Raw genomic sequence first — 22,631 nt, forward strand, 5'->3', positions numbered from 1 at the left:
GCCCCTACTCAGATCAATGTTATCGCTCGGGATATAGCAAATCCTTCAAATAGAGTCTCAAGTAACAAAATACGCATTAATGCAGTTTTTTATTCTAAAAAATATGTTTTTGATGTAGTTTAATAAAGAAATCAAAACATTTTTAGGTTGTATACAATGCAAGATATCGAGATGTCGTCAAAACTCGATAATGTCTGCTATGACATTAGGGGTCCTGTACTCAAACATGCTAAGCGTATGGAAGAAGAGGGGCATAAAATTCTAAAGCTCAATATTGGAAACCCTGCTCCCTTTGGTTTTGATGCCCCGGATGAGATTTTGGTTGATGTGATTCGTAATTTGCCCACTTCCCAAGGCTATTGTGATTCAAAAGGAATCTACTCCGCGCGTAAAGCGGTAGTGCAATATTATCAGCGCAAAGGTATTCGTTCTCTCGACGTGGAAGACGTATACATAGGCAATGGCGTTTCCGAACTTATCGTAATGGCTATGCAGGCACTACTAAATAATGGCGATGAGATGTTGGTGCCTTCTCCTGACTATCCACTTTGGACAGCCTCTGTTGCACTCTCAGGAGGCAACGCTGTACATTATCGATGTGACGAACAATCAGACTGGTATCCAGATTTAAACGATATACGTAAAAAGATCACACCTAAAACTCGCGGAATCGTATTGATCAATCCAAACAATCCAACTGGCGCGGTTTATAGTCGTGACTTTTTATTGGAAGTGATTGAAATTGCTCGCCAGCATAAACTCATCATCTTCGCAGATGAAATATACGACAAAGTACTTTACGACGGCGCAACTCATACCTCTGTCGCGACTCTTACAGAAGACCTTTTGGTGGTCACTTTTAATGGTCTATCCAAAGCCTATCGCGTGTGTGGTTTTCGTGGTGGTTGGATGTTTATCACAGGCCCCAAGCATCTCGCTCAAGGTTATATTAACGGATTGGAAATGCTCGCCTCCATGCGCTTATGCGCTAATGTTCCAATGCAGCATGCTATTCAAACCGCACTTGGCGGATACCAAAGCATAAATGAATTGATCCTTCCCGGCGGACGATTGCTAGAACAGCGCGATCGCGCTTACGAACTTATCAACCAGATCCCAGGAATATCATGTGTTAAACCCAAAGGGGCCATGTATTTGTTCCCGAAAATCGATACCAAGATGTATAACATCAAAGATGACCAGCAAATGGTGCTCGACTTCCTAATTCAAGAAAAAGTTCTTCTGGTGCAAGGATCTGGTTTCAATTGGCCTGAACCTGACCACTTTAGAATAGTAACCCTACCACATGTCGAAGACTTAGAAATGGCAATAGGACGCTTTGAACGCTTTCTTTCAACTTATAGCCAATAATTCGGTAAGCTTAGTTATTTGGATAAAGAGTACTGGATAAGTACTCTGCTTACTGGAAGGAAGGGGGCTTAATAAATTGACCTACAATTAAAGCAAACAAGCATAATAGGGAGTCATCGTGGAACAAAGTACTTTTATGGCATGGGTGACACGCATGCCGCTAATAAAACGCTGGGCCTTGATGCATTGTTTTCAAGAAGAAAATGTGTCTGAGCACTCCCATCAAGTGTCTGTGATCGCACACCTTCTTACCGTGATAAAAAACAAACGTTATAATGGTAATTTAAACCCTGAAAAAGCCGCAGTTGTGGCTATTTACCACGAAATTTCTGAAACAAAACTTCAAGATATCAACTCAAAGACCAAATACCATAGCCCTGAATTTACTGCAGCCTTTAAGAAACTTGAGGATATTGCTGAGCAAGAATGTTTAGAAACATTGCCTGCTGATTTGCGTGATGAGTTCTCAAATTTGCTAGTACAGAAAAATGTAGAAATTGAATACAAAGCGATAGTCAAGGCTGCTGATATCCTTGCTGCTTATATAAAGACATTAAATGAACTGAGATTTAACAATAATGAGTTTTTGCATGTTAAAGAAGGACTAGAGCCACGTATCGAGCAGTTAATTGCAACCATGCCTGAAGTGAAAGATTTTATGGATATTTTCTGCGATAGCTGCACAACCACATTTGACAAAATCTCTGGCTAAAAATGTCGTTTAGAAACCTTTGGTATCAAAACTAAAACCAAAAAGCACAAATCGCTCAATCTCACTGGAGTAATTGTTTTTTGCGAGACCTGTTTGCAATTTAAGCTTGACGCTTTTAGATAGGTTTTTAACAAAACCAAGGTGGTGCGACTGATACTGAACTTCATTAAGTGATTTTGAAAGCGAGGCTCCTGTATTGGGCTGTTGACTCAAAATACCAGTGTAATCATTCTTAGCGTCACTTTTTCCAAATGTATAGTACAGTGTCCATGATCTAGAGGGCCTAAAGGCGGCGTGCATTCTTAGCCGATACCCATCGAAAACCGTATACACATCCTCTTTGTAATCGTCTACCGTGTATTTAAATGAAAATATAAACGGTTTAATCGGAATATTGAGTACGGCGTTGTAATAGTATGAGACTTTGTTTTCAAGCTCGACGGTATTTGATAGACCAACTAAGCTGCCCTGAATGTTACTCAGGGTTGAACTTGTAAGATCAACTCTTGTTTCAGCAAAGCTCAAGATAGTTGAAAAATAATTCCATTTACTGCGAAACTCAGCGCCATAGGGAATATGCAAATCAAGCGTGTTCACCCCAAAATCATTATTATTTGAACGTCCAGAAACCACACGAAGATGGTGCTTGTTCCAGTCATAGCGCCACTGAAAACCGTCATAGGAAGTAACATTTAGCGGAGTGACTTCTCTTTGCAAAGATAGCCAAGGGTAACGCATCGCATTGTAGACATTCTCATTAAAAATGTGCAAACGACCTATTGCGAACCACCCCAAAGGCCCTATCGTCTTACCAGCATAGAGCTCTGATATTTCAATGTCATCTTCATACAATCGAGAGAGAAAACTGGTGTGGAAGACTATACTGTCCTGCCAAGATTCATCGAGTGTAAATTTAACGTATGAATCCCCTATGCTTTCTCCTTTAATATAGTTTTCTTCGACAGGCGCATAAAATATATTGCCACTAAATGTCGCATCAAGCCCATAGGTAGGTAAAGCTGTGATCGCTATTGATCCAGAAAGTAGATAACGTATAAGCATCGATCGCAAACTCGATTTACTCATTATTTGGAAAATTGGCTAATAGCTTGTGACAAGTCAGAAGACAAATCCGCCAATTCAACCGATAGATCACCAACTTTTCCCACAGTATCCAAGGTTGTTCCTATAGAACCCCGAGAATTGACGGTATTCGATTTCACTTTTTCCGTTGCGCGCATTTGTTCTTCTGTCGCCGACTTAATTGAAGCACTTTGAGCCTGAATATCTTTGACCTGCTGTGAAATCAATTGTAGTGATTCCCCAGCTTTGGATACCATTTCCGCGTTCGACAAAGCTCGGTCTTTGGAGGTTTCCAGTACCGAATTGGCACTTTGTACTGACTCTATTAAATTACTTAATAACGAATTAATTTGCTCCGTTGATTTGACGGTTCGTGACGCAAGTTCCCTAACCTCTTCGGCAACAACTGCAAACCCTCGGCCTTGCTCGCCTGCACGAGCAGCTTCTATCGCAGCATTTAAAGCAAGTAGGTTAGTTTGATCGGCAATATCATTAATCACGCTAAGTATGCTGGTAACGTTTTCAGTATCTGACGCCAAGTTTTGTATGACTGAGAAGGTGTTTTGAAGGTCTTCTTGTAGTTGTTCAGATTGGGTGACTGAACGGTTCATTTTCTCTTCACAAGAGTTGAGCTCTTGCTCTGCTTCGATAATAAGATCAGAGGTTTCAGTAGTCGATGTCGCCACATGCTCAACACTATGTGCTAAGGCCGACATCTCATCCACCAACTCATTGGACAAGTTGTTCAAGTCTTCCATAGCCTGACTAGAACTAGAAGTGCTCACCTTGAGTTTATCAGAGATATTGAGCATCGGATTACAAACGGCTACAACAGCCGCGACTGACTTTTCAAGGTTAGCAATAAACGCATTAAAATTTCGCGCAAGCTGACCTGTTTCATCATTACTTTTCGGTTTGAGGCGGTAAGTCAAGTCTCCTCGCCCTTGGCTTAACTTGGCTAAGTTATCTGAGATGTTCAGAATAGAGAAGGATACATTTCTTGCAATTAATTGCGCGATAACAATAACAAGTAACACAGAGATAGAAGATATCGCTAGAATGATTTTTAATTGATTCTCAAGTGCTTCATTACTTTCTATCGCAAGCTGGTTTAATTTGTTACGTTCCTCTTCTACCGCTACATCAATCTCAGCAACAAGCTTTTCGTAGATGGTACTTTTTTGGTTTGCTGCTTGACTGAGTGCTTCAAAGCCCCCTTCGAAGTCTCCACCGAGCATTGCTTGAGATACCATCTCTGACAAGCGAACATATTCACTAAGGTCGTCCAATACTTGCTGGTCAACGGTATCAGAACTTGTAACTAACAAATTGAGTTTTTGAGCCAAAGCATCAGCACTTTCGCGTGCATCATTTAAGATGTCTTCATCACCAAAGGTAACACTTTGCGTGAAGAGGTCTTCAACTCCTTTAATGGCAAAGCTGGAAAGTTCAGCAGCAATCGTATTAGAAAATTGCTGTCCCGTGAGTTTGTCTAAAAAGACAGTATTGGAAGAAATCGAGCTAATGTTAAGAAAACCAATAGATAGGAATGCGCATAGCGCAATGGCAGTGATCGAATGAATCTTCATTCGGATAGAGAGATACATTGACTTCATAGTGACTCCAAACACCAGCGAAGAGGCTTAACACAGAGACAGCAGCTAAGCCTCTCAACATTTAAAATTCACCAACAATTTTGACGTTTTTATCTGCCTAAAACTCACCGATAACTTTGACGCTGTCCGTCACACTGCTTTTATCGATGTAGCCAATTAAGTCGGGATTATTTGAAATTAGCTGGATCACATCACTGTCACTATCGACTTCCTTCGGAGGTGTTCCTTTTCCCGTAAAGATAAGCTTAGACCAATATGCCTTATACTGTGAGCTTGATTTACCCACCACATTTTGGTTGAATTCACCAGCAAGTGCACTAGATGACGAATGTGCAATTGGAATGATTGGCTTACCATCAGGTAGCTTTTTATCTAAATTCAAATAGATACGTGAAATTTGTTCTTTGTCTAACGCTGCTGAACTCGATTTGTTAACAATCACTGCGATTGCTGACACCGCTTGGGCCGAAAAAAGCAACGACACGAGTAGAGTAAGTACTGTTTTCATGTGACCCCCTTAAAATATTATACTGATGCCAGATCTGAAGAACTGAGTGTCTGTGTTGGCATAATCATCATCGGTAAAGCCATACTCAAACTTCAAAGCCGCATTCGAGTGGAAATCATAGCGAAGTCCAATAATATGTGTCTTGTCCTCTGTTAAGATACTATCAGTAACCCCTTTAGCTTGAGCGTAATTGGCAGTATCTGTGGTGGGGATGGCATCTAAGTCATTGGTTTTGTCGGAGCTTGAATAAGAATAGTGAAGAGTAAACTCGTTATATCGATAACCAAGCGTTGCCAAAAAGCGATCATCCTCAGCAAGCGATACCACGTCGCCATCAAATCTCACCTCTGCATACTCAACCCCTGCGTAGTAGCTTCCCGGGTCGTAATACGCGGCCACACCTGCGATGTACCCTCCTCTATCTGCAACCGCCAAGTTTGAATAAGCAGCTTCTATCGCTTGTATAGTCGTATTCTCACTGTCAAAGGTGATATCGAATTGCGCAAATATTAACTTAGTTTTAATATCTCCGTAGTTAAGGTCAAAGTTAGAGATGATATTATAAGTTCCAGACAATTTACCTTCATTGGCGGTTCCTTCTTGCAACGTCACTTCTCGTTTCCCCGAACCTAAGTAAAGCGCATAATCGAACGAGCCAAAATTATTGGTGTAATAAAAGTTAATACCGTCATAGTTGGTTACGTTGGCTGCATATACTTCTATTGGTGGCGATATCCAACTGTACGCATAGCTCACATCTAAGTATTCAGAGTAAAAGTAAAAAGGTGCTCTTAGACGACCGAATTTAATGTCGGCATTGTCATTAAATTGATATTTGACATAAGCCCACTCGAATTCAGGGTCAAAATCATTTTTGCCCCTTGCAACCAATTGAACCGTGGCACTTAAGCCATCAGATAAGTCTGACGAGCCTTGTAGACCAACCACTGATAACTGATCCATTTCGAGCTCGTCTGTCAAATTATCGTATGTTTGACCACCCTCGAAAGTTTTACCGGCCGCAATGGTTGCATACCCTCTCCAATCTATCTCAGCGAATACTGTCGCTGGGCTAAGAATGCACACACTGCTGAGCGCTAAGGTGAATTTATTTATATTTCCTAGCTTTTCCATTTTTCCCATCCTTTGTGTTATCGACATGTGAAATAACTTAATGATTAACATTGAGTAAACACATCAATCCTTACCAACATAGTCTAAAAAAACTCCATTCGCTAAATGAAAAATTAACCAATTATTCGTTTTTTATTGTGATAATTATCAGATCGAATAATTTAGGATGCTAAAGTGAGAACTATTGATAAAACAGAACAAACTCTATCACTACATTCATAGGTCAAAAGCGCACTTGCTAGAAAAATTGAGACATCAGCAAAAGCTTATATGAAGACCAAGTCTCAACAACTAAAGAACTGAAAAACCCCTTCTCTGCAAAAATACTTATTCGAACTATAGTTTAAAGATAGATCCAGATTGTGAGGCCGTTATGAGTCGTTGGCTAGTGAGTATACTTTTAATGTATTGGTCATATGCACCAATATCGACTGCCGAAGATAACGAGTCAATAAAAGTGGCCATCGGCAACATTTATCGTGACCAAGATGCCACATCTAAATACGGTATACAGGTGGAGAAGGACCTTCAGGCTATCTATTCTGGCGCAGGTCTTGACGCCTCGTTTATCTATTTGCCCAACGAGAGAGCGATTCAGTCAGTGATAGAAGGTCAATACGATGCATTAGATATGAGGGTTTCAAGGCTGGAAAACAACAAAGAACTCATAAAAGTCAATGTACCTTTAGCTAGTTTTGACGTATATCTTTATTCTACCAAGGATATATTTTATAACAGTCTAGATGAAGCTAAAGACGAAACCATAGTTTCATTTCATGGCACCCGATATACTAAGGTCTTAGAAAACTATAAGCACCTCTACTTAGTCCATAAAGCCAAACAAGCGGCATTAATGCTAACAGAAGGAAGGGTCAATCTTTGGTTAGCGCCCAAAGTCTCGTACTTGTTTTTAAAAGAGCAATTTCCCCAAATAAAGGTGGCTAGCCCAGTTATTGCACGAGGTGATTTGTACCATTATATTCATCGCTCCAATGCCCACATACTTGATAAATTGGAAGCCTCCGCAAAAGAGTACGTCAATTCAAAGGTTAAGGAAGAATAAGTATTTGGCACGCTTCGACCACTTTCATACCCTGTTTATCACTTTAGTTTAACTGTTGTTTTCTTTGTTACTTTCATTATTTCTCAGCCAGTTATGCAACCTACGCAACCATATATAAGACAAGTTTATTTGGCATTTTATAACCAGCTTGCTCACTGCCTATGGTTATTGATAACGCAAGCTTCTGATTTATCGAACACAGCTTGTTAAAAATTCAACCCAGTATCGTTTCATAAAAGCTCAGGTATCCGATGGTCACTCGTCATAAGATGCCATTAGAAACGCAACCTTATTCTGGCACTTTGCAAAGGGGGGTACTATGGATTCCGTCGATCCACTCTTGCTAGGATTTCTTCCCAAATATATACGAAATATGTTCTTCCCTTATGCCAGCGTGCACTCAGGTAAAACTTTAGGTTACTATGTGCTACTTGAAATCAAAACCAACGCTGAACATGAAAGTGACTTATCAAAGCTGGTAGCAACATGCCCACTGCGTCCATCTAGGCACTCAAAATACGTCAATGGAATTCGTCAACTCATGTGGTTTTAGATTGTCATTGGTTGAATACTGTCTGATCTTTGTAGTTTCTCAAGTTTTTGTGTACGGTATCATAAAACCCTTGGGAAAATATTTATGACATTCCAAATCAGCAGCTTATGGCATGAACGACATGATGATGAGCATAAGATTCGTCGTGATGATCATCGGACCCCTTTTCAACGTGACCGAGCAAGAATACTCCACTCAGCCGCATTTCGGCGCCTGCAATCCAAGACACAGGTGCATGGAAACAGCTTCGATGACTTTCACCGTACACGGCTCACACATTCTTTAGAAGCAGCGCAGCTTGGTAGCGGTATTGTCGCTCAAATAAAGAAAAAACAGCCCGAGTATCGCGAGCTTTTACCTAGCGACAGCCTGATTGATTCATTATGCCTTGCGCATGATATTGGACATCCACCCTATGGGCATGGTGGAGAAATTGCGCTGAACTACATGATGCGAGATCATGGTGGATTTGAAGGAAACGCCCAAACATTTCGTATCGTCACCAAACTCGAACCCTACACTGAACATTTTGGAATGAATTTAGCTCGGCGGACACTACTGGGATTAATTAAATACCCTGCGTTACTGAGTGAAACCTGCTCTAGCGAAACTCCAGAAAGCGTAACACATCAAAGGCAACTTAAAGCTAAACAATGGTCTCCCGCAAAAGGCTTGTACGACTGTGATCACCCTCTATTTGACTGGGTATTATCACCATTAAATAAATCAGACAAACAACTGTTCGGGCAAATTCTTTCTGAGCCAAGACAAAAACATCAACATAAAAAAACCAGCTTTAAATCTATAGATTGCTCTATCATGGAATTAGCGGACGATATTGCCTATGGAGTGCATGATTTAGAGGATGCGATTGTTCTTGGAAAAGTGACCCAAGCCCAATGGGTTGAGGGGGCTCAAGATGCTCTTTTAAACTGCGGGGAGCCTTGGTTTAGAGCACATATAGAGTCTGTCACCAATATGCTGTTTTCCGGCATTCACCATCAGAGAAAAGACGCGATTGGCGGTATAGTAAATGCGTTATTGACCAGTATTTCAATTAAACCTGTTGATGCTATTTTCGCCAGCGATTTACTCGCCTTTAATGCTTACCTAAAACCAGAAATGGCCACTGCATTACAAATACTTAAACAATTTGTCCATGACTATGTTATCCGAGTACCACAAGTACAAATTGCTGAGTATAAAGGACAACAGATTATCATGGATATTTTTGAAGCGCTCAGTGCTGATCCCGAAAGGCTACTTCCGATTTCGGTTCGCCAAGATTGGCAAGCCGCCCATAGTCATACAGAGGGTTATCGTGTGATCACCGATCATATATCTTCCATGACTGATGGTCATGCTCAAAGGCTTCACCAGCAGCTATTTTCATCCTATTGAACGGCTTGAAAACTCCTCTAAGACACGTTGCATACGATGCTTTTCGCTTTCACTGACAAAACTTGCTTCTATGGCATTTTGCGTTAACTGAGTCAATTCACCCTCTGTCAGTGAATGACTCTGCGCAACAGCAAGAAAGTTATCCGTCATATAGCCGCCAAAGTAGGCAGGATCATCTGAGTTAATCGTAACGCAAAGATTTTGCCTCAACAAATCAACCACATTGTGTCGCTTCATCTCATCAAATACTTTAAGTTTTATATTTGATAATGGACACACGGTCAGAGGCATACGAGACTCAGCCAGCAAACGGACCAAGCGGCTGTCGTCAGAGCATCGAACTCCATGATCAATACGTGAAACTTTCAGTAAATCAATACTATTATATATATTGTCTACCGACCCCTCCTCTCCTGCATGTGCAACTGTTAAAAAACCTTCTTCAATCGCTTTAACAAATACTTGAGTAAACTTCTCAGGCGGATGACCAACCTCCGAAGAATCTAACCCCACAGCAATGATTTTATCCTTATGTTTTATCGCCTGCTCTAAAGTCAAAAAAGCACTCTGCTCATCCAAATGGCGTAAAAAACACATAATAACGCGGCTGCTAATACCCATTTTTTGTTTACCGTCTTCAAGAGCGCGATGAATTCCATTAATCACAGTATCAAAGGAAATACCTCGTTCAGTATGAGTCTGTGGATCGAAAAAAATCTCAGTATGAATTACGTTATCTTGCTGACAGTGAAGTAAATACTCCCAAGTCAAGTCATAGAAATCTTGCTCATCAATCAATACGTTGGCGCCTTGATAGTAAATATCTAAAAATGACTGAAGATTAGTAAATTGATAAGCAGTCCTAACTTCTTCTGGTGTGTTAAATGGCAGAGGAATTTTATTTCGTTTGGCCAACTTAAACATCATCTCAGGTTCTAAAGAGCCTTCGATATGCATATGCAATTCAACCTTGGGTAACTGACGAATAAATGTATCTTGATTCATGTACTTGTCTCCATTCCATTAGTAGACCGCAGAGAGGATTATTTTTTCAAAATCGAAGATTTGCCCACATACACAGCCGCTAATGTCATGATTTTCATACATGATGTGCTGTTTACATTCCAATGATCTGAGTGCAGTACGCACGTCTTATTGAGAGTATTGTCACATGAACACAAAAATGCGACCAGGTGAATATAATTTACAGAGCAAGGTCAATGACACATGGACTATTTCATTGCCGATAGTGATTCTGATGATAAGGAGAACTAAAAGTGTGAATAGGCGTTTAAATTTATTTATCTAGGTTTGTACAGAGCACAATAAAACACGACATTATGTTAGCTATCACGGGTAGTTTCGCTTAAATATACCTGCTGGCATATTACTAATTTGAAAGTCAATCATATGATTAAAAGCATCAAGTAACGGTGAGAAATCACGCTCAGGTTCAAGCAAGGACAAAAGGTGATAACCAGCCTCTACGGTCGATAAGCTATTGTTGCTAGGGGCTTTGCGGATTCGATAATTACCCTTTAAATCCTTGGGTAAGTGAATCATAGGCAATTTTTTTAAGTTGCTCGATAGCTGCCAGATTTTATAGGCTTTTTTCCAAGTACCATCGAGAATGATAATACGTACTTTCCTATTGTTACTCATAGCTTCTTTTGCTGCAGAGATACCTGAAGACAAATCACTTGGATAAAGAATAAAATGTTGCACATCACTTTCACACAGAAGTTGGTTAAACTCCACATGTTGAGTAAAGTCTTCACCTTGGAACAAATAACATCCTGCTAATGAAAGCGTTAGGATCTTTGCAGTCCCCATAGGCTTCTTAGCTTCTGTAGGATGCTGTAGAATGATCAGTTCCACATTGGCTGACAGGCTAAGTATCCACTCACAGATACAAGCTTTGGTTGACTTACCACATTGTAAACAATATCGAGACATAGAGTGCGCTTATTTCTTCTACTGGTTGTAATTAGCTTAATTTGCTTGTGTATACAATTTGAACCTTTAGCTAACCTAACATATTGGCAAAATGAACTCATCGAACAAGGCCAGTGGTGGCGGATCCTAACAGGAAACTTTACCCATACCAACTGGATTCATTTCACCATGAATATAATAGGGCTCTGGGTAATCTCCTACTTGTTTAGACCCAACGCTAAATCACTTATTTGCGTCTTACTAATCGTAAGCTTATCGGTTGGTATACTTAATCTTACAACGTCTATGAGTTCTTATGTCGGCTTGTCAGGAACGCTGCATGGTATTTTCGCCTACTATGCACTCTGTGAGTCTTTATCTGGTAGAAAAAGTAGCTGGTTATTGGTTGGAGGAGTGCTAGTGAAAACGGGTTGGGAAATGACCATAGGAGCATCTCAAACCACCAGTGAGTTAATTAATGCAGCCGTCGCAGTAGAGTCTCACTTATTTGGCGTATTAACAGGGCTCATACTCGCTCTCATTGCCAACAAGCATCAGTTGATCGCAATATTCAAACCTCCACAATGATAATTTCTGTTGATGTTGACCTACAAAGGACTCACAATAGCGCCCTTTTGCAGCTCATTATGGCTGCGTGAGCATGAGCTCAACTTATTACAGAGACATATTTATGGGTTTTACCTCTTTAGGCCTTTCTGCTCCAATCCTTAAAGCCATAGGTGATCAGGGTTATGACAAGCCCTCACCAATTCAAGAGCAAGCAATTCCTGCCGTCTTAGCAGGAAAAGACGTAATGGCTGCTGCGCAGACAGGCACAGGCAAAACCGCTGGCTTTACGCTACCTATTCTTGAAATGCTTGATAATGAGCAAAGAGTCAAGCCCAACCATGTTAGAGCATTGGTATTAACACCAACACGTGAACTGGCTGCCCAAGTACAAGAAAATATTTATAAGTACAGCCGGTATCAAAAGCTAACTTCTAATGTGGTTTTTGGTGGCGTTAAAATCAATCCACAAATGATGAAGCTTCGAAAGGGTACCGATATTCTTGTCGCTACCCCAGGTCGCTTACTCGATTTATATCAGCAAAATGCCATTAATTTTTCGCAGTTAGACATTCTCGTATTAGACGAAGCAGACCGAATGCTAGATATGGGCTTTATACGCGATATTCGCAAGATACTTGAATTGCTGCCACAAAAACGTCAAAACCTTCTTTTCTCTGCTACCTTCTCTGACGAAATTCGAAAACTCGCTAAAGGTCTAGTCAACAATCCGGTAGAAGTCTCTGTTGCTCCTGCAAACTCGACAGCCCAAACAATTGAACAATCTATCTACCCAACAGACAAGCGTAAAAAAGCACCTATGCTGTGCAAATTAATCCAAGAGGGTGATTGGAAACAGGTATTGGTTTTTTGCCGAACAAAGCATGGTGCAAACCGCTTATCTTATTACCTCAATGGCCAAGGTATTACTGCTGCGCCTATTCATGGAAATAAAAGTCAAAATGCTCGAACCAAAGCACTAGCCGATTTTAAGTCTGGTGAAGTTCGTGTATTGGTTGCAACTGATATCGCCGCACGTGGCATTGATATCCCCCAGCTACCACAAGTCGTTAACTTTGAACTACCCCATGTCGCCGAAGATTACGTACATAGGATTGGCCGGACAGGTCGCGCCGGAGAAGTTGGTAAAGCGATTTCTTTAGTAGAAGCCGCTGAAGCCAGCGAATTGTTCGCTATAGAAAGGCTTATCCAACAAGTTTTACCTCGTCTTGAACTAGAAGGTTATGAAGCGGTCAACAAACTGCCTGAATCTAAGCTAGATACTCGACCAATAAAACCCAAAAAACCTAAAAAGCCCAAGAAGCCTAAAATCGACCATATTGATGGTCAGCGCTCTGGTGATAATGCTAGAGGTCATAAGCCCGCTGGTAAAAACAAGCGTCATTTTTCGCGTAATAAACCACAAAGTAGGAACATGAAAGGCGGTGCTAAGGAACAAGGTAAAAAATAATGTTTCAAGCAGTACACCTACAGTTTTTCTTTATAAAAATCAAAGAGTAATAACTTATATTGTTCATTGAAGTTGAGTTGCTACTACATCTCTAAGACACGCAAATAATGGCAAGCTTGGACGCTCTATGCAGCAATGTACCTTGCCATTTTTCTCACGAAATAACATGAAAATCCATGATTTTTAACCTACTGCTAACACAAGCTATTTTATAGAGAAAAAGGAACAACACTATAATCATTGAAGATAGTTATCAGTAAATTCAACCTTTAGAATTCAGTTAACAATAAGACCGATTAAAAGCATCATTTTCTGTTAGGTTATTTCAAATAAATTCCCATGCACTTAGTAATAAGTATCTTTATAGTCTTTCAATAAAATTTAAATTACCCTATTGAAAGGAATAAAAATGCCTGACTTTAGTTCCATGAACACCATCTCTGGGCCAAGTAGCATCACTAGGCCCGGTGCTGCAACCAGAAATGACACTGACAAGTTAGATATTAAAAGTATCAGTAATACCGATAAGAAAGAACTATCTAATTTTGGTAAGGCTTTTAAAATGTTTCAGGATCTAGATAGACAACAGTCTACTATGCTCCGCATGAAGGGTCGCGACAGCAATTCAACTCTGTCATCACGCCAGTCAAACAGTGTTTCATCTATGGCTGAAAAAGTAGAGTCAAAAGCACAACGGGCTAAATCTGCTGTAATAGCTGAATTGAAAACCACGCTTGCTCCTAGAAACTCAGAACGAAGTAATCAGAACGTCGTGGTCTCTACCGATAGCGGGCAAAAACCTCAGTCAGCTCCATCAGTTCCATCATCACCGCCGCCACCACCACCACCACCACCACCACCAGCATTACAAAAAACGACAACTTCGCCTAAAGAAAATGTTACTAACCAAGACCAAAGAAACGACCTACTTAAGGAAATAAGGGCAAGTAAAGGCAAAGCAGGCCTAAAAAAAGTAGACTTAACTAGTAAACAACCAGCTCAACAGTCAAGCATCAGCAGCCATAATCCTGTTATTGATGGCATGTCAGAAAAAGGAAAACAGTTACTGTTTGAAAATCCAGACCAAATTCTAGATCAGGCCGACCAATTGCCGGATGCAGATAAAAAAGCCATTACAGCATTTACGAGTAAGATGATTGTTCATGCAGCTAAGCCCGATATTTTGGGTGAACTTAAAAAGCAGATCGGTCATTTACCAGCCAATGAAGTTACTGAAAAACATATTAGTGCTATGCCAAAGTATTGCCAAGACTACTTCTCAGTGATAAGGCCTTATACTCATGATATACATACTTCTGCTCCCTTTGGTAATGCCCTATGCAGAAAAGCTGAGAAGGAAAACTATCAAAAAATCGATGCTGGTAGTGAAATGCGTCACTTGAAAGACAAAGTCCCACAGAGATCTCAAAAGGGCCAACAACAAACTCAATGGCAAAGCGTAGCTGAGGTGCTAGAAAAGCTTCAGATAAATAAGCGCCTAGAAGCAACATCATGGCATGAAAAAAGTGGGACAGTAGTTAGGACACCAAAAGAAAGTCGCTCTGTTTTTGCTGAAGCCGAGGAAAAAGCATCCAAGAGCTTAGATAATGAAACGCGTTCTGAATTGCTTAAAAATAACTACAAAAGCCAAGTGACAGCAGCACTTAAAGAAGACCCTATATTCAGCGGTTTATTTGCAAAAATAGATAAAGATGCTGCAAAAGAATTAGAGTCAGAGTTTCGTGAGAGTATCAAAAACCCAGAAACTTTAGAAAAAAGCGTTGGTGAATTTGTGCTGAACAAGTTACAAACACAATGTAAAGCATTTACTTACGTAGGCCTAACCGCTGAAAATAAGTCACTTCAACAAGAAATTGAACGCTTAAAAGCACAGCTAACTAGTCGCTAAGCTATATTATTTCAGCTAAGCATTAACCAGTAAGCCCTCAAAAATGAGGGCTTACTTTTTAATAGCGGCTAGGCATTACACTATTGGACGCTGACCTCGGTCAATAAGCTTCAACAAAACATTATCAGCGGCTTCTCCTGCTAAACCCGCTAGCTTTGATGTAAGCTTTTTCTTCTCAACATAACGAATCGATAATACAGTCTTATCTTTACAAGCCGCTACGACCAAATCATCAGAGGTACTAACTTCATCAACAAGGCCTAGCTCATATGCTCGAATACCAAACCAATGCTCTCCAGTTGCGACTTTCTCCAATTCTAAAGACGGTCGACGTTCACGGATAAAGTCTTTAAACAAATCATGAGTGTCTTCCAACTCTTGCTTAAATTTATCGCGAGCTTTATCTGTATTTTCACCAAACATGGTCAGAGTCCGCTTATACTCTCCAGCGGTCAGTTGTTCATAGTCAATATCATGCTTTTTCAAAAGCTTATTGAAATTTGGTAGCTGCGCGATCACTCCAATTGAGCCCACGATTGCGAAAGGAGCAGAAACCAACTTATCTGCGATACAAGCCATCATGTAACCACCACTGGCGGCAACTTTATCAACAGCAATCGTTAATGGCAGTTGAGCGGCTTTAATACGATCCAACTGGGAAGAAGCTAATCCGTAGCCATGGACCATACCGCCACCAGATTCTAAACGCAGTAAAACTTCATCTCCCTCTTTCGCAACAGAAAGAATCGCTGTAACCTCCTCACGCAAAGAGGACACTTCTTTAGCATCAATGCTTCCTTTAAAATCAAGGACGAATAAGTGAGGCTCTCTTTTACCATCAAGATCCCCTTCTTTTGACGCTTGTTTTACTTCCTTTTCTCTGGCTTTGAGCTTTTCTTTTTCCTGCTTCTTTTCCGCTTTATCACGCGCTTTAAGAAATGCAGAGTCATGCAAATGATGCTCAAGCTGCTCGACCGTCTCTTTATTCTGCTCAGTCAGATTGGTGATTTCTAACTCACCTTTTGCCGCACCGTTTTTTCCGCCTACGGTTTTAGCAACCACTAACAGTGCAATGACGGCAACGACCACGGTTACAATCTTGGCCAAAAACAGCCCATAGTCCAACAAAAATTCCAATGTAATATCCCCTAAGATGCGAATTGGTGTATTGTAACCATCATCCTACTGATTCATAAAGCAGAACGTAACAATTAAGGACATATGACGTGAATTATTCTATTCCCTCAGATGCATTACAAGGAAAAATCATACTTGTAACAGGCGCTGGTGACGGCATCGGAAAGCAAGCGGCGTTATCCTATGCTCAACATGGTGCCACTGTCATATTGCTAGGCCGCACAGTCAAAAAACTTGAACAGACTTACGATGAAATTGAAGCTCAAGGTTTTCCCCAGCCTGCCATCATTCCTCTGGATATGAAAGGAGCATCTAAACAAAATTATCTCGATATGGCTGACACTATTGGCAGTCAATTCGGTCGCTTAGATGGCGTTTTACATAATGCCAGCCTGTTAGGTGTATTGAGCCCGTTCGATCAAATTAGTGAAGCAACATACGATGATGTAATGCAGGTAAATGTCAAAGCGCAGTTTTTAATGACTCAAGCTATATTACCACTTCTGCATAAATCCAATCACGCGAGCCTTATTTTTACTTCTTCCACTGTAGGTCATAATGGACGCGCTTTTTGGGGAACCTATGCCATGTCAAAGTTCGCAACCGAAGGTATGATGCAAGTCCTAGCCGATGAGCTCAGCGATTCTCATATCCGAGTAAATGCGATTAACCCTGGCGGCACAAGAACAGGAATGCGTGCCAAAGCTTACCCTGCTGAAGATGCCGATTTGCTCAAAACACCCCTAGATATCATGCCTTTATATATCTATTTGATGTCGAATCAAAGTCAGGGCATCACAGGCCAATGTATTGATGCTCAACCCAAAAAATAAATTCTTCTTTTATTCAACGCCTTGTTAACAAACAAGGCGTTTTTTTACCCGTTTACCTGCCTTGTCTCTTGCCGATTAATCATAAAAACATATACTGTATATATATACAGGTATTTTGTTATGTATGAATTAATAGAACATCTTAAGAAAAAACAATGGCTTTGGCAGGGAAGCTCTGAACTGCAACCTAAGGGAGTTTATCCAACCGGTTTTAAGCTTTTAGACGAAAGGCTAGAGGGCGGTTTCCCGCATCATGGCGTTGTAGAGTTGCACTCAAGTTCAGGTATAGGAGAGCTTCGATTATTATGTCCTCATTTAAAGAGTAATCATAAAGGGAGACTATCGGTATTCATTCAGCCTCCAAGCAATCTCTCAGCACAACACTTAATTGCCCAAGGCATTGATCTAAACCATACCCTATTGCTCTACCCCAAAACTTGTAAAGAAGCGTTATGGGCCGCTGAGCAATGTCTTAAAAGCGGAGCTTGTAGCAATGTACTTCTATGGCACAGTCAGCCAGAAATACATCATGTTCGCCGCCTTCAGGTTGCCAGTGAAACTGGCAATAGCCTGTCATTTTTGTTTAAAGAATCCAGCACTCTTTTCTCTCTACCTGTTAGTTTGAGCATGACACTTATACCACACGCTCATGGGTTAGAAATAACCATCACTAAACGTAAAGGAAGCTGGTCACATTCAAGCTTTTTAATCGATATGAGAACTTACTGGCCCTCCCTTGCAGAAAAAGAGCACAATAATGTTGTTTTACCTTTTCGGAGGCGTAAGCAAGGCTAATGAGGCAATTATGGCTTTACCTACACTTCCCAAAACTACAACTGGATACCTTGTACTCAGACAAGGATCTTCAACCTCTAGTGGTTCTTGATACGAAGCGCTTTCAAATCGTACAGTCTAATAATACGGCTCAACAACAAGGCATTCAGAATGGTATGGGCCTTGGCAGCGCAAGTACACTTTGCCCATCACTTTTAGTGCATCCTTATGATGAAAGCGTCGAACAGCAAGCTCTTCTAGAAATCGCTCAATGGCTTTATCTTGTCACCTCTGATCTCGTCTTATTTCCACCCAAAGGACTTTTACTTAAACTAACAGATATGCTTACTCTATACGGTGGGCTTGAATCTTACTGGCATACTGTTTCTCACCACTTACAATCCCTCAACATTCAATTTTGTTATGCCACGGGCTTTTCTCCATTTTCAGCTATTTTACTGACCAAATTAGGTTCAAATCTCCTCACAGAAGACAGAGATGATATCAACATCAACCTGAGAGCCTGTCCTATTTCTGCAACAGAACTGAGTAAAAAGCAGGTTGAAAAGCTGTCTCGTGTTGGTGTGATTACACTGGAGGATTTACTTAGACTTCCAATGTCTGAAATTGCTAGGCGATTCGATATTGAACTAGTGAACTACATTGGCAAGCTGACGGGCCAATTCAAACACCCAGTGGATTTTTACCATCCACCAGAAGAGTTTCATCACTACCTAGAGCTACTCTTTGATATCGATAATAGGCAGTGGCTAGAAAAGCCCCTGAGGAAACTGCTTGTCAAGCTTGAGCACTTCCTTACATTACGCAGCCAAGTCGCTTATGAACTTGAATTACAACTGCACCAGCGTGACACCGCATCAGAAGTTGTTACTTTAACATCAGCATGTGGTGACTACCTAGCTGGTCGGTGGGAAAAGCTCAGTCAGCTGACTATGGAATCTCTGCAGCTTAGTGGTTCTGTCTATGCTCTAACACTTAAAGTCATTCGTAGTGGTGAACTGGAATCTATCAGCCAAGATATTTTCTTCGGTTATAAGGGCCAACAAACACCTCTCGAACTTATCACAACTCTACAAGCCAAGTTAGGTAAAACGCGAGTATGTAAGATCGCACCAACTGATGATCCAAGACCAGAGAAATCTACCGTATTTTGTTGTCCGGAGAAGACTGTTTCAAATGACTCTCAAACAACTGGACTAAGGCCCTCATTCGTACTCAAAAATCCAGAACTCTTAGTTGACAAAGTCACCATTTTTCAAGGCCCCGAACGTATTGCTACTGGTTGGTGGGATGGTGAAGAAGTTACCCGGGATTATTTCATTGCGCGCAGTGAAAACGGTCGTTGGTTATGGGTATTTCGAAATCAGAAAATGCAATGGTTTCTCCATGGTGTATTTAGCTAAGCAAGAGATTAAGTCATGAAATATGCTGAACTATTTTGCCAAACTAACTTTTCATTTCTTGTAGGCGCTTCTCACGCAGAAGAGCTGATTCTACAAGCAGACTTTCTGCGTTATCACTCGCTTGCTATTACCGATGAATGCTCTGTTGCGGGCGTGGTAAAAGCCTACAATGCCATCAAAACACATAAACTCAATATTCAGCTCATCATTGGCAGCATGTTTTGGTTACATCAAGAGTGTCAGATCATCTTGCTTTGCCCAAATCGCAAAGCCTATGCAGAATTATGTCGGGTTATCACTAATGCAAGAAAACGCTGTCAAAAAGGACATTACCAACTCGCCGAATGGGACTTGATGTCAATACGCCACTGCCTCATTATCTGGTTACCTAATCACACCAAAGACAATCAAAAATGGGGACACTGGTTGACTCAACACCACCAATCTAGGCTGTGGTTAGGTGTGCAGCGCCATCTAGGCTCAGACGATAAGCAGTACCTTACTCACTGTGAGCAACTTGCTCACAGTTTTATGCTGCCCATAACCGCTGTCGGCGGAGTATTAATGCATACTCAAAGTCGACTGCCCTTGCAGCACGTCTTAACCTCAATTCAGCACCAAAGCAGCGTTGAAAATATCAGCCGACACCTTTTAAGTAACTCTGAGCGAAGTCTACGTAGTAAACACAAGCTTTCTCGGTTATTCAAAGCACGATGGCTAAGAGAGAGCGTCCATATTGCCAAACAGTGCCATTTTAGTTTATCGGAATTGCAATACGAATACCCAAGTGAACTTGTACCTGAGGGTACAAGTGCGATGTGTCACCTGAGAAGTTTGGTTGAAAAAGGTAAGCAGCGACGCTTTCCTGATGGCGTACCTGATGACATTAAAAACACCATAGATAAAGAGCTCAATCTCATTGAAAAGCTTAACTATCCATACTATTTCCTGACCATCCATGACATTGTTCAGTTTGCCCAGAAAGAAAGTATTCTCTACCAAGGAAGAGGTTCTGCTGCTAATTCTGTTGTCTGTTACTGCCTCGAAATTACTGCTGTAGACCCAAGGCAGATTTCCGTTCTTTTTGAGCGCTTCATTAGTGAAGAGCGTGATGAGCCGCCCGATATTGATGTCGACTTTGAGCACGAGCGCCGTGAAGAAGTCATTCAATACATTTATCAAAAATATGGCCGAGAGCGTGCAGCACTTGCCGCTACTGTGATCACTTATCGATTTAAAAGCGCTGTCAGAGATGTAGGTAAAGCGCTTGGGATTGAAGAAACTCAACTCGACTATTTCATCAAAAATGTTAATCGCCGCGATCGCGGGCTTGATTGGCAAACGCAAATTGTTGAACTCGGTTTGGAGCCAAATTCACTCAAAGGTGAACAATTTATTTCCTTGGTTAATAGTATTCTTGGGTTTCCTCGTCACCTTTCACAGCATGTCGGCGGCTTTGTTATTGCAGCAGGTCCTCTTTATGAATTAGTCCCTGTTGAAAATGCAGCCATGGCTAATAGAACCGTCATTCAATGGGATAAAGATGACCTTGAGAGCCTTAAGCTGATGAAAGTGGATGTGCTTGCATTGGGTATGCTTAGCGCAATCCAAAAATGCTTTAAACTGATTAAACACCTACATAATCAATCATTAACTATCGCACATATTACTAATCTAGAAGACGATAGAAATGTATATAAAATGATTCAACAAGCAGACACCATAGGCGTCTTCCAAATTGAATCTAGAGCACAAATGAGTATGCTACCTAGACTCAAACCGAAGACTTATTACGATTTAGTCATCCAGATAGCCATAGTTCGGCCAGGTCCAATCCAAGGGGATATGGTCCACCCTTTCCTCAAACGGCGAAACGGTCTCGAGTCTGTTACTTATCCTTCAGAAGAAGTGAAAGAAGTGTTATCACGCACAATGGGCGTACCAATTTTTCAAGAACAGGTGATCAAATTAGCTATGGTAGCCGCTGGCTTTAGCGGTGGTGAAGCCGATCAGTTACGCCGAGCTATGGCCTCTTGGAAAAAAAATGGCAAGTTACTCAAGTTTCGGAAAAAACTGATCCAAGGAATGCAAAGCCGTGGTTATGAGAAAGTATTTGCTGAGCGCCTATTCGAACAAATACTTGGATTTGGTGAATACGGCTTTCCAGAGAGTCACTCTGCTTCATTCGCAGTCTTAGCCTACTGCTCTGCATGGCTAAAGTATTACCATCCTGAAGTTTTTTATACCTCGCTCCTCAATAGTCTTCCCATGGGATTTTACAGTGCATCACAACTGGTCCAAGATGCAAGACGCCACAAGATCATTGTCCTACCTATTTGTATCAATCACTCTGTTTATGATCACCAAGTAGCACAACATAATGGTAGATTAGCAATCAGGCTCGGATTTCGTCAAATCAAAGGCTTTAGTAAGCAAACCGGCCAACGTCTTCTCAAAGCTCGCGGCTCCGCAGCATTTCAAAATCTAGGACAACTAAAAAATATTGGCTTGAAGCGACAAGAGTTAGAACAACTTGCCTCAGCCAACGCTATGTCATCAATTGCCAATGATCGCTTTCAAACGCGTTGGGAAATAATGGATTCTTTATCAGATTTACCTTTATTCAAAGAGCTACAAGAGCCTGAAGAAAAGAGCCTACCTAGCCCATCTGAAATGCAGACCTTATTGGAAGATTATGCTGCAACTAACCTCTCCCTTAACAAGCATCCGATAACAGTTCTGGAGAAGGCCAACAAACTTGGGCGATTTGTCCGAGCAAAAAACCTGATACAACTTCCCCATGGATCTCTTGTGACTATAGTGGGTGTGGTAACAGGTAAACAATCTCCCGGAACTGCTGCAGGTATTACTTTCCTAACACTAGAAGATGACACTGGCAATATAAATGTTATCGTTTGGCAGGCAACAGCTCGAGCTCAGAAGAAAGCCTATCTAACAGCCAAGGTTATGATGATAAAAGGGGTATTAGAGAAAGAAGGACAAATCACACATGTGATCGCAGGAAAACTTATTGATATCACGGATAAACTTAGTCATTTGACCACACATTCTCGTGATTTCCATTAATGCCGAGTATTTCATAGCGATCGAATCGAATTTTCAAAACACGCAGCTATCGT

At 41.1% G+C, this 22,631-nt stretch carries 19 protein-coding genes; 12 read left to right on the plus strand and 7 right to left on the minus strand.

What is annotated here, in order from left to right; genetic code table 11:
• The first annotated feature begins 156 nt into the window (after nucleotides 1-156).
• Both MHN79_RS07835 and yfbR read left to right on the plus strand, forming a co-directional pair.
• Complete coding sequence (locus MHN79_RS07835) at nucleotides 157-1,371, plus strand: pyridoxal phosphate-dependent aminotransferase (protein WP_114787290.1); 1,215 nt, start codon at nucleotides 157-159, stop codon at nucleotides 1,369-1,371.
• 118 nt (nucleotides 1,372-1,489) lie between these two features.
• Nucleotides 1,490-2,083: a 5'-deoxynucleotidase gene (gene yfbR / locus MHN79_RS07840; RefSeq protein ID WP_239172422.1), complete on the plus strand. Its 594-nt coding sequence runs from the start codon at nucleotides 1,490-1,492 to the stop codon at nucleotides 2,081-2,083.
• 9 nt (nucleotides 2,084-2,092) lie between these two features.
• On the opposite strand, the gene MHN79_RS07845 is transcribed toward yfbR, so the two are convergent.
• From MHN79_RS07845 to MHN79_RS07860, 4 genes are all read right to left on the minus strand, one after another.
• Nucleotides 2,093-3,145 carry a hypothetical protein gene (locus tag MHN79_RS07845; protein WP_239172423.1) on the minus strand — a complete coding sequence of 351 codons (1,053 nt, stop codon included), beginning with the start codon at nucleotides 3,143-3,145 and terminating at the stop codon, nucleotides 2,093-2,095.
• A gap of 23 nt (nucleotides 3,146-3,168) precedes the next feature.
• Nucleotides 3,169-4,782 carry a methyl-accepting chemotaxis protein gene (locus tag MHN79_RS07850; RefSeq protein WP_239172424.1) on the minus strand — a complete coding sequence of 538 codons (1,614 nt, stop codon included), beginning with the start codon at nucleotides 4,780-4,782 and terminating at the stop codon, nucleotides 3,169-3,171.
• 97 nt (nucleotides 4,783-4,879) lie between these two features.
• The gene (locus MHN79_RS07855; RefSeq protein ID WP_239172425.1) at nucleotides 4,880-5,290 is read right to left on the minus strand and encodes a phosphate ABC transporter substrate-binding protein; all 411 of its coding nucleotides are present in this window, start codon (nucleotides 5,288-5,290) and stop codon (nucleotides 4,880-4,882) included.
• A 9-nt stretch (nucleotides 5,291-5,299) separates the two neighbouring features.
• Nucleotides 5,300-6,424 carry a porin gene (locus tag MHN79_RS07860; protein ID WP_239172426.1) on the minus strand — a complete coding sequence of 375 codons (1,125 nt, stop codon included), beginning with the start codon at nucleotides 6,422-6,424 and terminating at the stop codon, nucleotides 5,300-5,302.
• A 373-nt stretch (nucleotides 6,425-6,797) separates the two neighbouring features.
• Between MHN79_RS07860 and MHN79_RS07865 the strand changes: the two genes are divergently transcribed.
• The 3 genes from MHN79_RS07865 to MHN79_RS07875 all read left to right on the plus strand — a co-directional run bounded on the left by MHN79_RS07865 (nucleotide 6,798) and on the right by MHN79_RS07875 (nucleotide 9,441).
• Nucleotides 6,798-7,487: a phosphate/phosphite/phosphonate ABC transporter substrate-binding protein gene (locus tag MHN79_RS07865; RefSeq protein WP_239172427.1), complete on the plus strand. Its 690-nt coding sequence runs from the start codon at nucleotides 6,798-6,800 to the stop codon at nucleotides 7,485-7,487.
• Nucleotides 7,488-7,806: 319 nt separating this feature from the next.
• On the plus strand, nucleotides 7,807-8,040 hold the full coding sequence (locus tag MHN79_RS07870; RefSeq protein WP_239172428.1) for a hypothetical protein: 234 nt from the start codon (nucleotides 7,807-7,809) through the stop codon (nucleotides 8,038-8,040).
• 84 nt (nucleotides 8,041-8,124) lie between these two features.
• On the plus strand, nucleotides 8,125-9,441 hold the full coding sequence (locus tag MHN79_RS07875; RefSeq protein WP_239172429.1) for an anti-phage deoxyguanosine triphosphatase: 1,317 nt from the start codon (nucleotides 8,125-8,127) through the stop codon (nucleotides 9,439-9,441).
• Here the strand turns inward: MHN79_RS07875 and MHN79_RS07880 are convergent.
• Together MHN79_RS07880 and MHN79_RS07885 are read right to left on the minus strand one after the other, a co-directional pair.
• The gene (locus MHN79_RS07880; protein ID WP_160930097.1) at nucleotides 9,430-10,446 is read right to left on the minus strand and encodes an adenosine deaminase; all 1,017 of its coding nucleotides are present in this window, start codon (nucleotides 10,444-10,446) and stop codon (nucleotides 9,430-9,432) included. The two genes, MHN79_RS07875 and MHN79_RS07880, sit on opposite strands and share 12 nt — an antisense overlap.
• Nucleotides 10,447-10,791: 345 nt before the next feature.
• On the minus strand, nucleotides 10,792-11,397 hold the full coding sequence (locus tag MHN79_RS07885; protein WP_239172430.1) for a DTW domain-containing protein: 606 nt from the start codon (nucleotides 11,395-11,397) through the stop codon (nucleotides 10,792-10,794).
• 3 nt (nucleotides 11,398-11,400) lie between these two features.
• On the opposite strand from MHN79_RS07885, the gene rrtA reads away from it, so the two are divergent.
• The 3 genes from rrtA (at nucleotide 11,401) to MHN79_RS07900 (ending at nucleotide 15,323) form a co-directional block, all read left to right on the plus strand.
• A complete protein-coding gene (rrtA, locus tag MHN79_RS07890; protein WP_239172431.1) occupies nucleotides 11,401-11,964 on the plus strand; it encodes a rhombosortase in 564 nt (187 codons plus the stop codon).
• 103 nt (nucleotides 11,965-12,067) lie between these two features.
• Nucleotides 12,068-13,414 (plus strand): DEAD/DEAH box helicase, encoded by a 1,347-nt coding sequence (locus MHN79_RS07895; protein ID WP_239172432.1) that lies wholly within the window; start codon nucleotides 12,068-12,070, stop codon nucleotides 13,412-13,414.
• Nucleotides 13,415-13,823: 409 nt separating this feature from the next.
• The gene (locus MHN79_RS07900) at nucleotides 13,824-15,323 is read left to right on the plus strand and encodes a hypothetical protein (protein ID WP_239172433.1); all 1,500 of its coding nucleotides are present in this window, start codon (nucleotides 13,824-13,826) and stop codon (nucleotides 15,321-15,323) included.
• A 75-nt stretch (nucleotides 15,324-15,398) separates the two neighbouring features.
• Here MHN79_RS07900 and sohB read toward each other — a convergent pair whose 3' ends face one another.
• Nucleotides 15,399-16,460 carry a protease SohB gene (gene sohB / locus MHN79_RS07905; RefSeq protein WP_239172434.1) on the minus strand — a complete coding sequence of 354 codons (1,062 nt, stop codon included), beginning with the start codon at nucleotides 16,458-16,460 and terminating at the stop codon, nucleotides 15,399-15,401.
• An 89-nt stretch (nucleotides 16,461-16,549) separates the two neighbouring features.
• On the opposite strand from sohB, the gene MHN79_RS07910 reads away from it, so the two are divergent.
• From MHN79_RS07910 to MHN79_RS07925, 4 genes are all read left to right on the plus strand, one after another.
• Nucleotides 16,550-17,293 (plus strand): YciK family oxidoreductase, encoded by a 744-nt coding sequence (locus MHN79_RS07910; protein ID WP_239172435.1) that lies wholly within the window; start codon nucleotides 16,550-16,552, stop codon nucleotides 17,291-17,293.
• Nucleotides 17,294-17,413: 120 nt separating this feature from the next.
• The gene (imuA, locus tag MHN79_RS07915) at nucleotides 17,414-18,088 is read left to right on the plus strand and encodes a translesion DNA synthesis-associated protein ImuA (RefSeq protein ID WP_239172436.1); all 675 of its coding nucleotides are present in this window, start codon (nucleotides 17,414-17,416) and stop codon (nucleotides 18,086-18,088) included.
• Nucleotides 18,088-19,491, plus strand: coding sequence for a DNA polymerase Y family protein (locus MHN79_RS07920; protein ID WP_239172437.1), 1,404 nt, complete (start codon nucleotides 18,088-18,090; stop codon nucleotides 19,489-19,491). Before imuA ends, MHN79_RS07920 begins: the two co-directional genes overlap by 1 nt.
• Before the next feature lie 15 nt (nucleotides 19,492-19,506).
• Nucleotides 19,507-22,578: an error-prone DNA polymerase gene (locus tag MHN79_RS07925; protein ID WP_239172438.1), complete on the plus strand. Its 3,072-nt coding sequence runs from the start codon at nucleotides 19,507-19,509 to the stop codon at nucleotides 22,576-22,578.
• Nucleotides 22,579-22,631: the final 53 nt, after the last annotated feature.

Origin of the sequence: Vibrio sp. Of14-4, from assembly GCF_022347625.1 — a bacterium.
GTDB lineage: Bacteria > Pseudomonadota > Gammaproteobacteria > Enterobacterales > Vibrionaceae > Vibrio > Vibrio pristinus.

What these genes read in the sequence shown, in the direction of transcription:
- MHN79_RS07835 (WP_114787290.1), top strand. Translation starts at nt 157, where the DNA reads ATGCAAGATATCGAGATGTCGTCAAAACTCGATAATGTCTGCTATGAC.
- MHN79_RS07845 (WP_239172423.1), bottom strand. Translation starts at nt 3,145, where the DNA reads ATGCTTATACGTTATCTACTTTCTGGATCAATAGCGATCACAGCTTTA.
- MHN79_RS07850 (WP_239172424.1), bottom strand. Translation starts at nt 4,782, where the DNA reads ATGAAGTCAATGTATCTCTCTATCCGAATGAAGATTCATTCGATCACT.
- MHN79_RS07855 (WP_239172425.1), bottom strand. Translation starts at nt 5,290, where the DNA reads ATGAAAACAGTACTTACTCTACTCGTGTCGTTGCTTTTTTCGGCCCAA.
- MHN79_RS07860 (WP_239172426.1), bottom strand. Translation starts at nt 6,424, where the DNA reads ATGGAAAAGCTAGGAAATATAAATAAATTCACCTTAGCGCTCAGCAGT.
- MHN79_RS07865 (WP_239172427.1), top strand. Translation starts at nt 6,798, where the DNA reads ATGAGTCGTTGGCTAGTGAGTATACTTTTAATGTATTGGTCATATGCA.
- MHN79_RS07870 (WP_239172428.1), top strand. Translation starts at nt 7,807, where the DNA reads ATGGATTCCGTCGATCCACTCTTGCTAGGATTTCTTCCCAAATATATA.
- MHN79_RS07875 (WP_239172429.1), top strand. Translation starts at nt 8,125, where the DNA reads ATGACATTCCAAATCAGCAGCTTATGGCATGAACGACATGATGATGAG.
- MHN79_RS07880 (WP_160930097.1), bottom strand. Translation starts at nt 10,446, where the DNA reads ATGAATCAAGATACATTTATTCGTCAGTTACCCAAGGTTGAATTGCAT.
- MHN79_RS07885 (WP_239172430.1), bottom strand. Translation starts at nt 11,397, where the DNA reads ATGTCTCGATATTGTTTACAATGTGGTAAGTCAACCAAAGCTTGTATC.
- MHN79_RS07895 (WP_239172432.1), top strand. Translation starts at nt 12,068, where the DNA reads ATGGGTTTTACCTCTTTAGGCCTTTCTGCTCCAATCCTTAAAGCCATA.
- MHN79_RS07900 (WP_239172433.1), top strand. Translation starts at nt 13,824, where the DNA reads ATGCCTGACTTTAGTTCCATGAACACCATCTCTGGGCCAAGTAGCATC.
- imuA (WP_239172436.1), top strand. Translation starts at nt 17,414, where the DNA reads ATGTATGAATTAATAGAACATCTTAAGAAAAAACAATGGCTTTGGCAG.
- MHN79_RS07920 (WP_239172437.1), top strand. Translation starts at nt 18,088, where the DNA reads ATGAGGCAATTATGGCTTTACCTACACTTCCCAAAACTACAACTGGAT.
- MHN79_RS07925 (WP_239172438.1), top strand. Translation starts at nt 19,507, where the DNA reads ATGAAATATGCTGAACTATTTTGCCAAACTAACTTTTCATTTCTTGTA.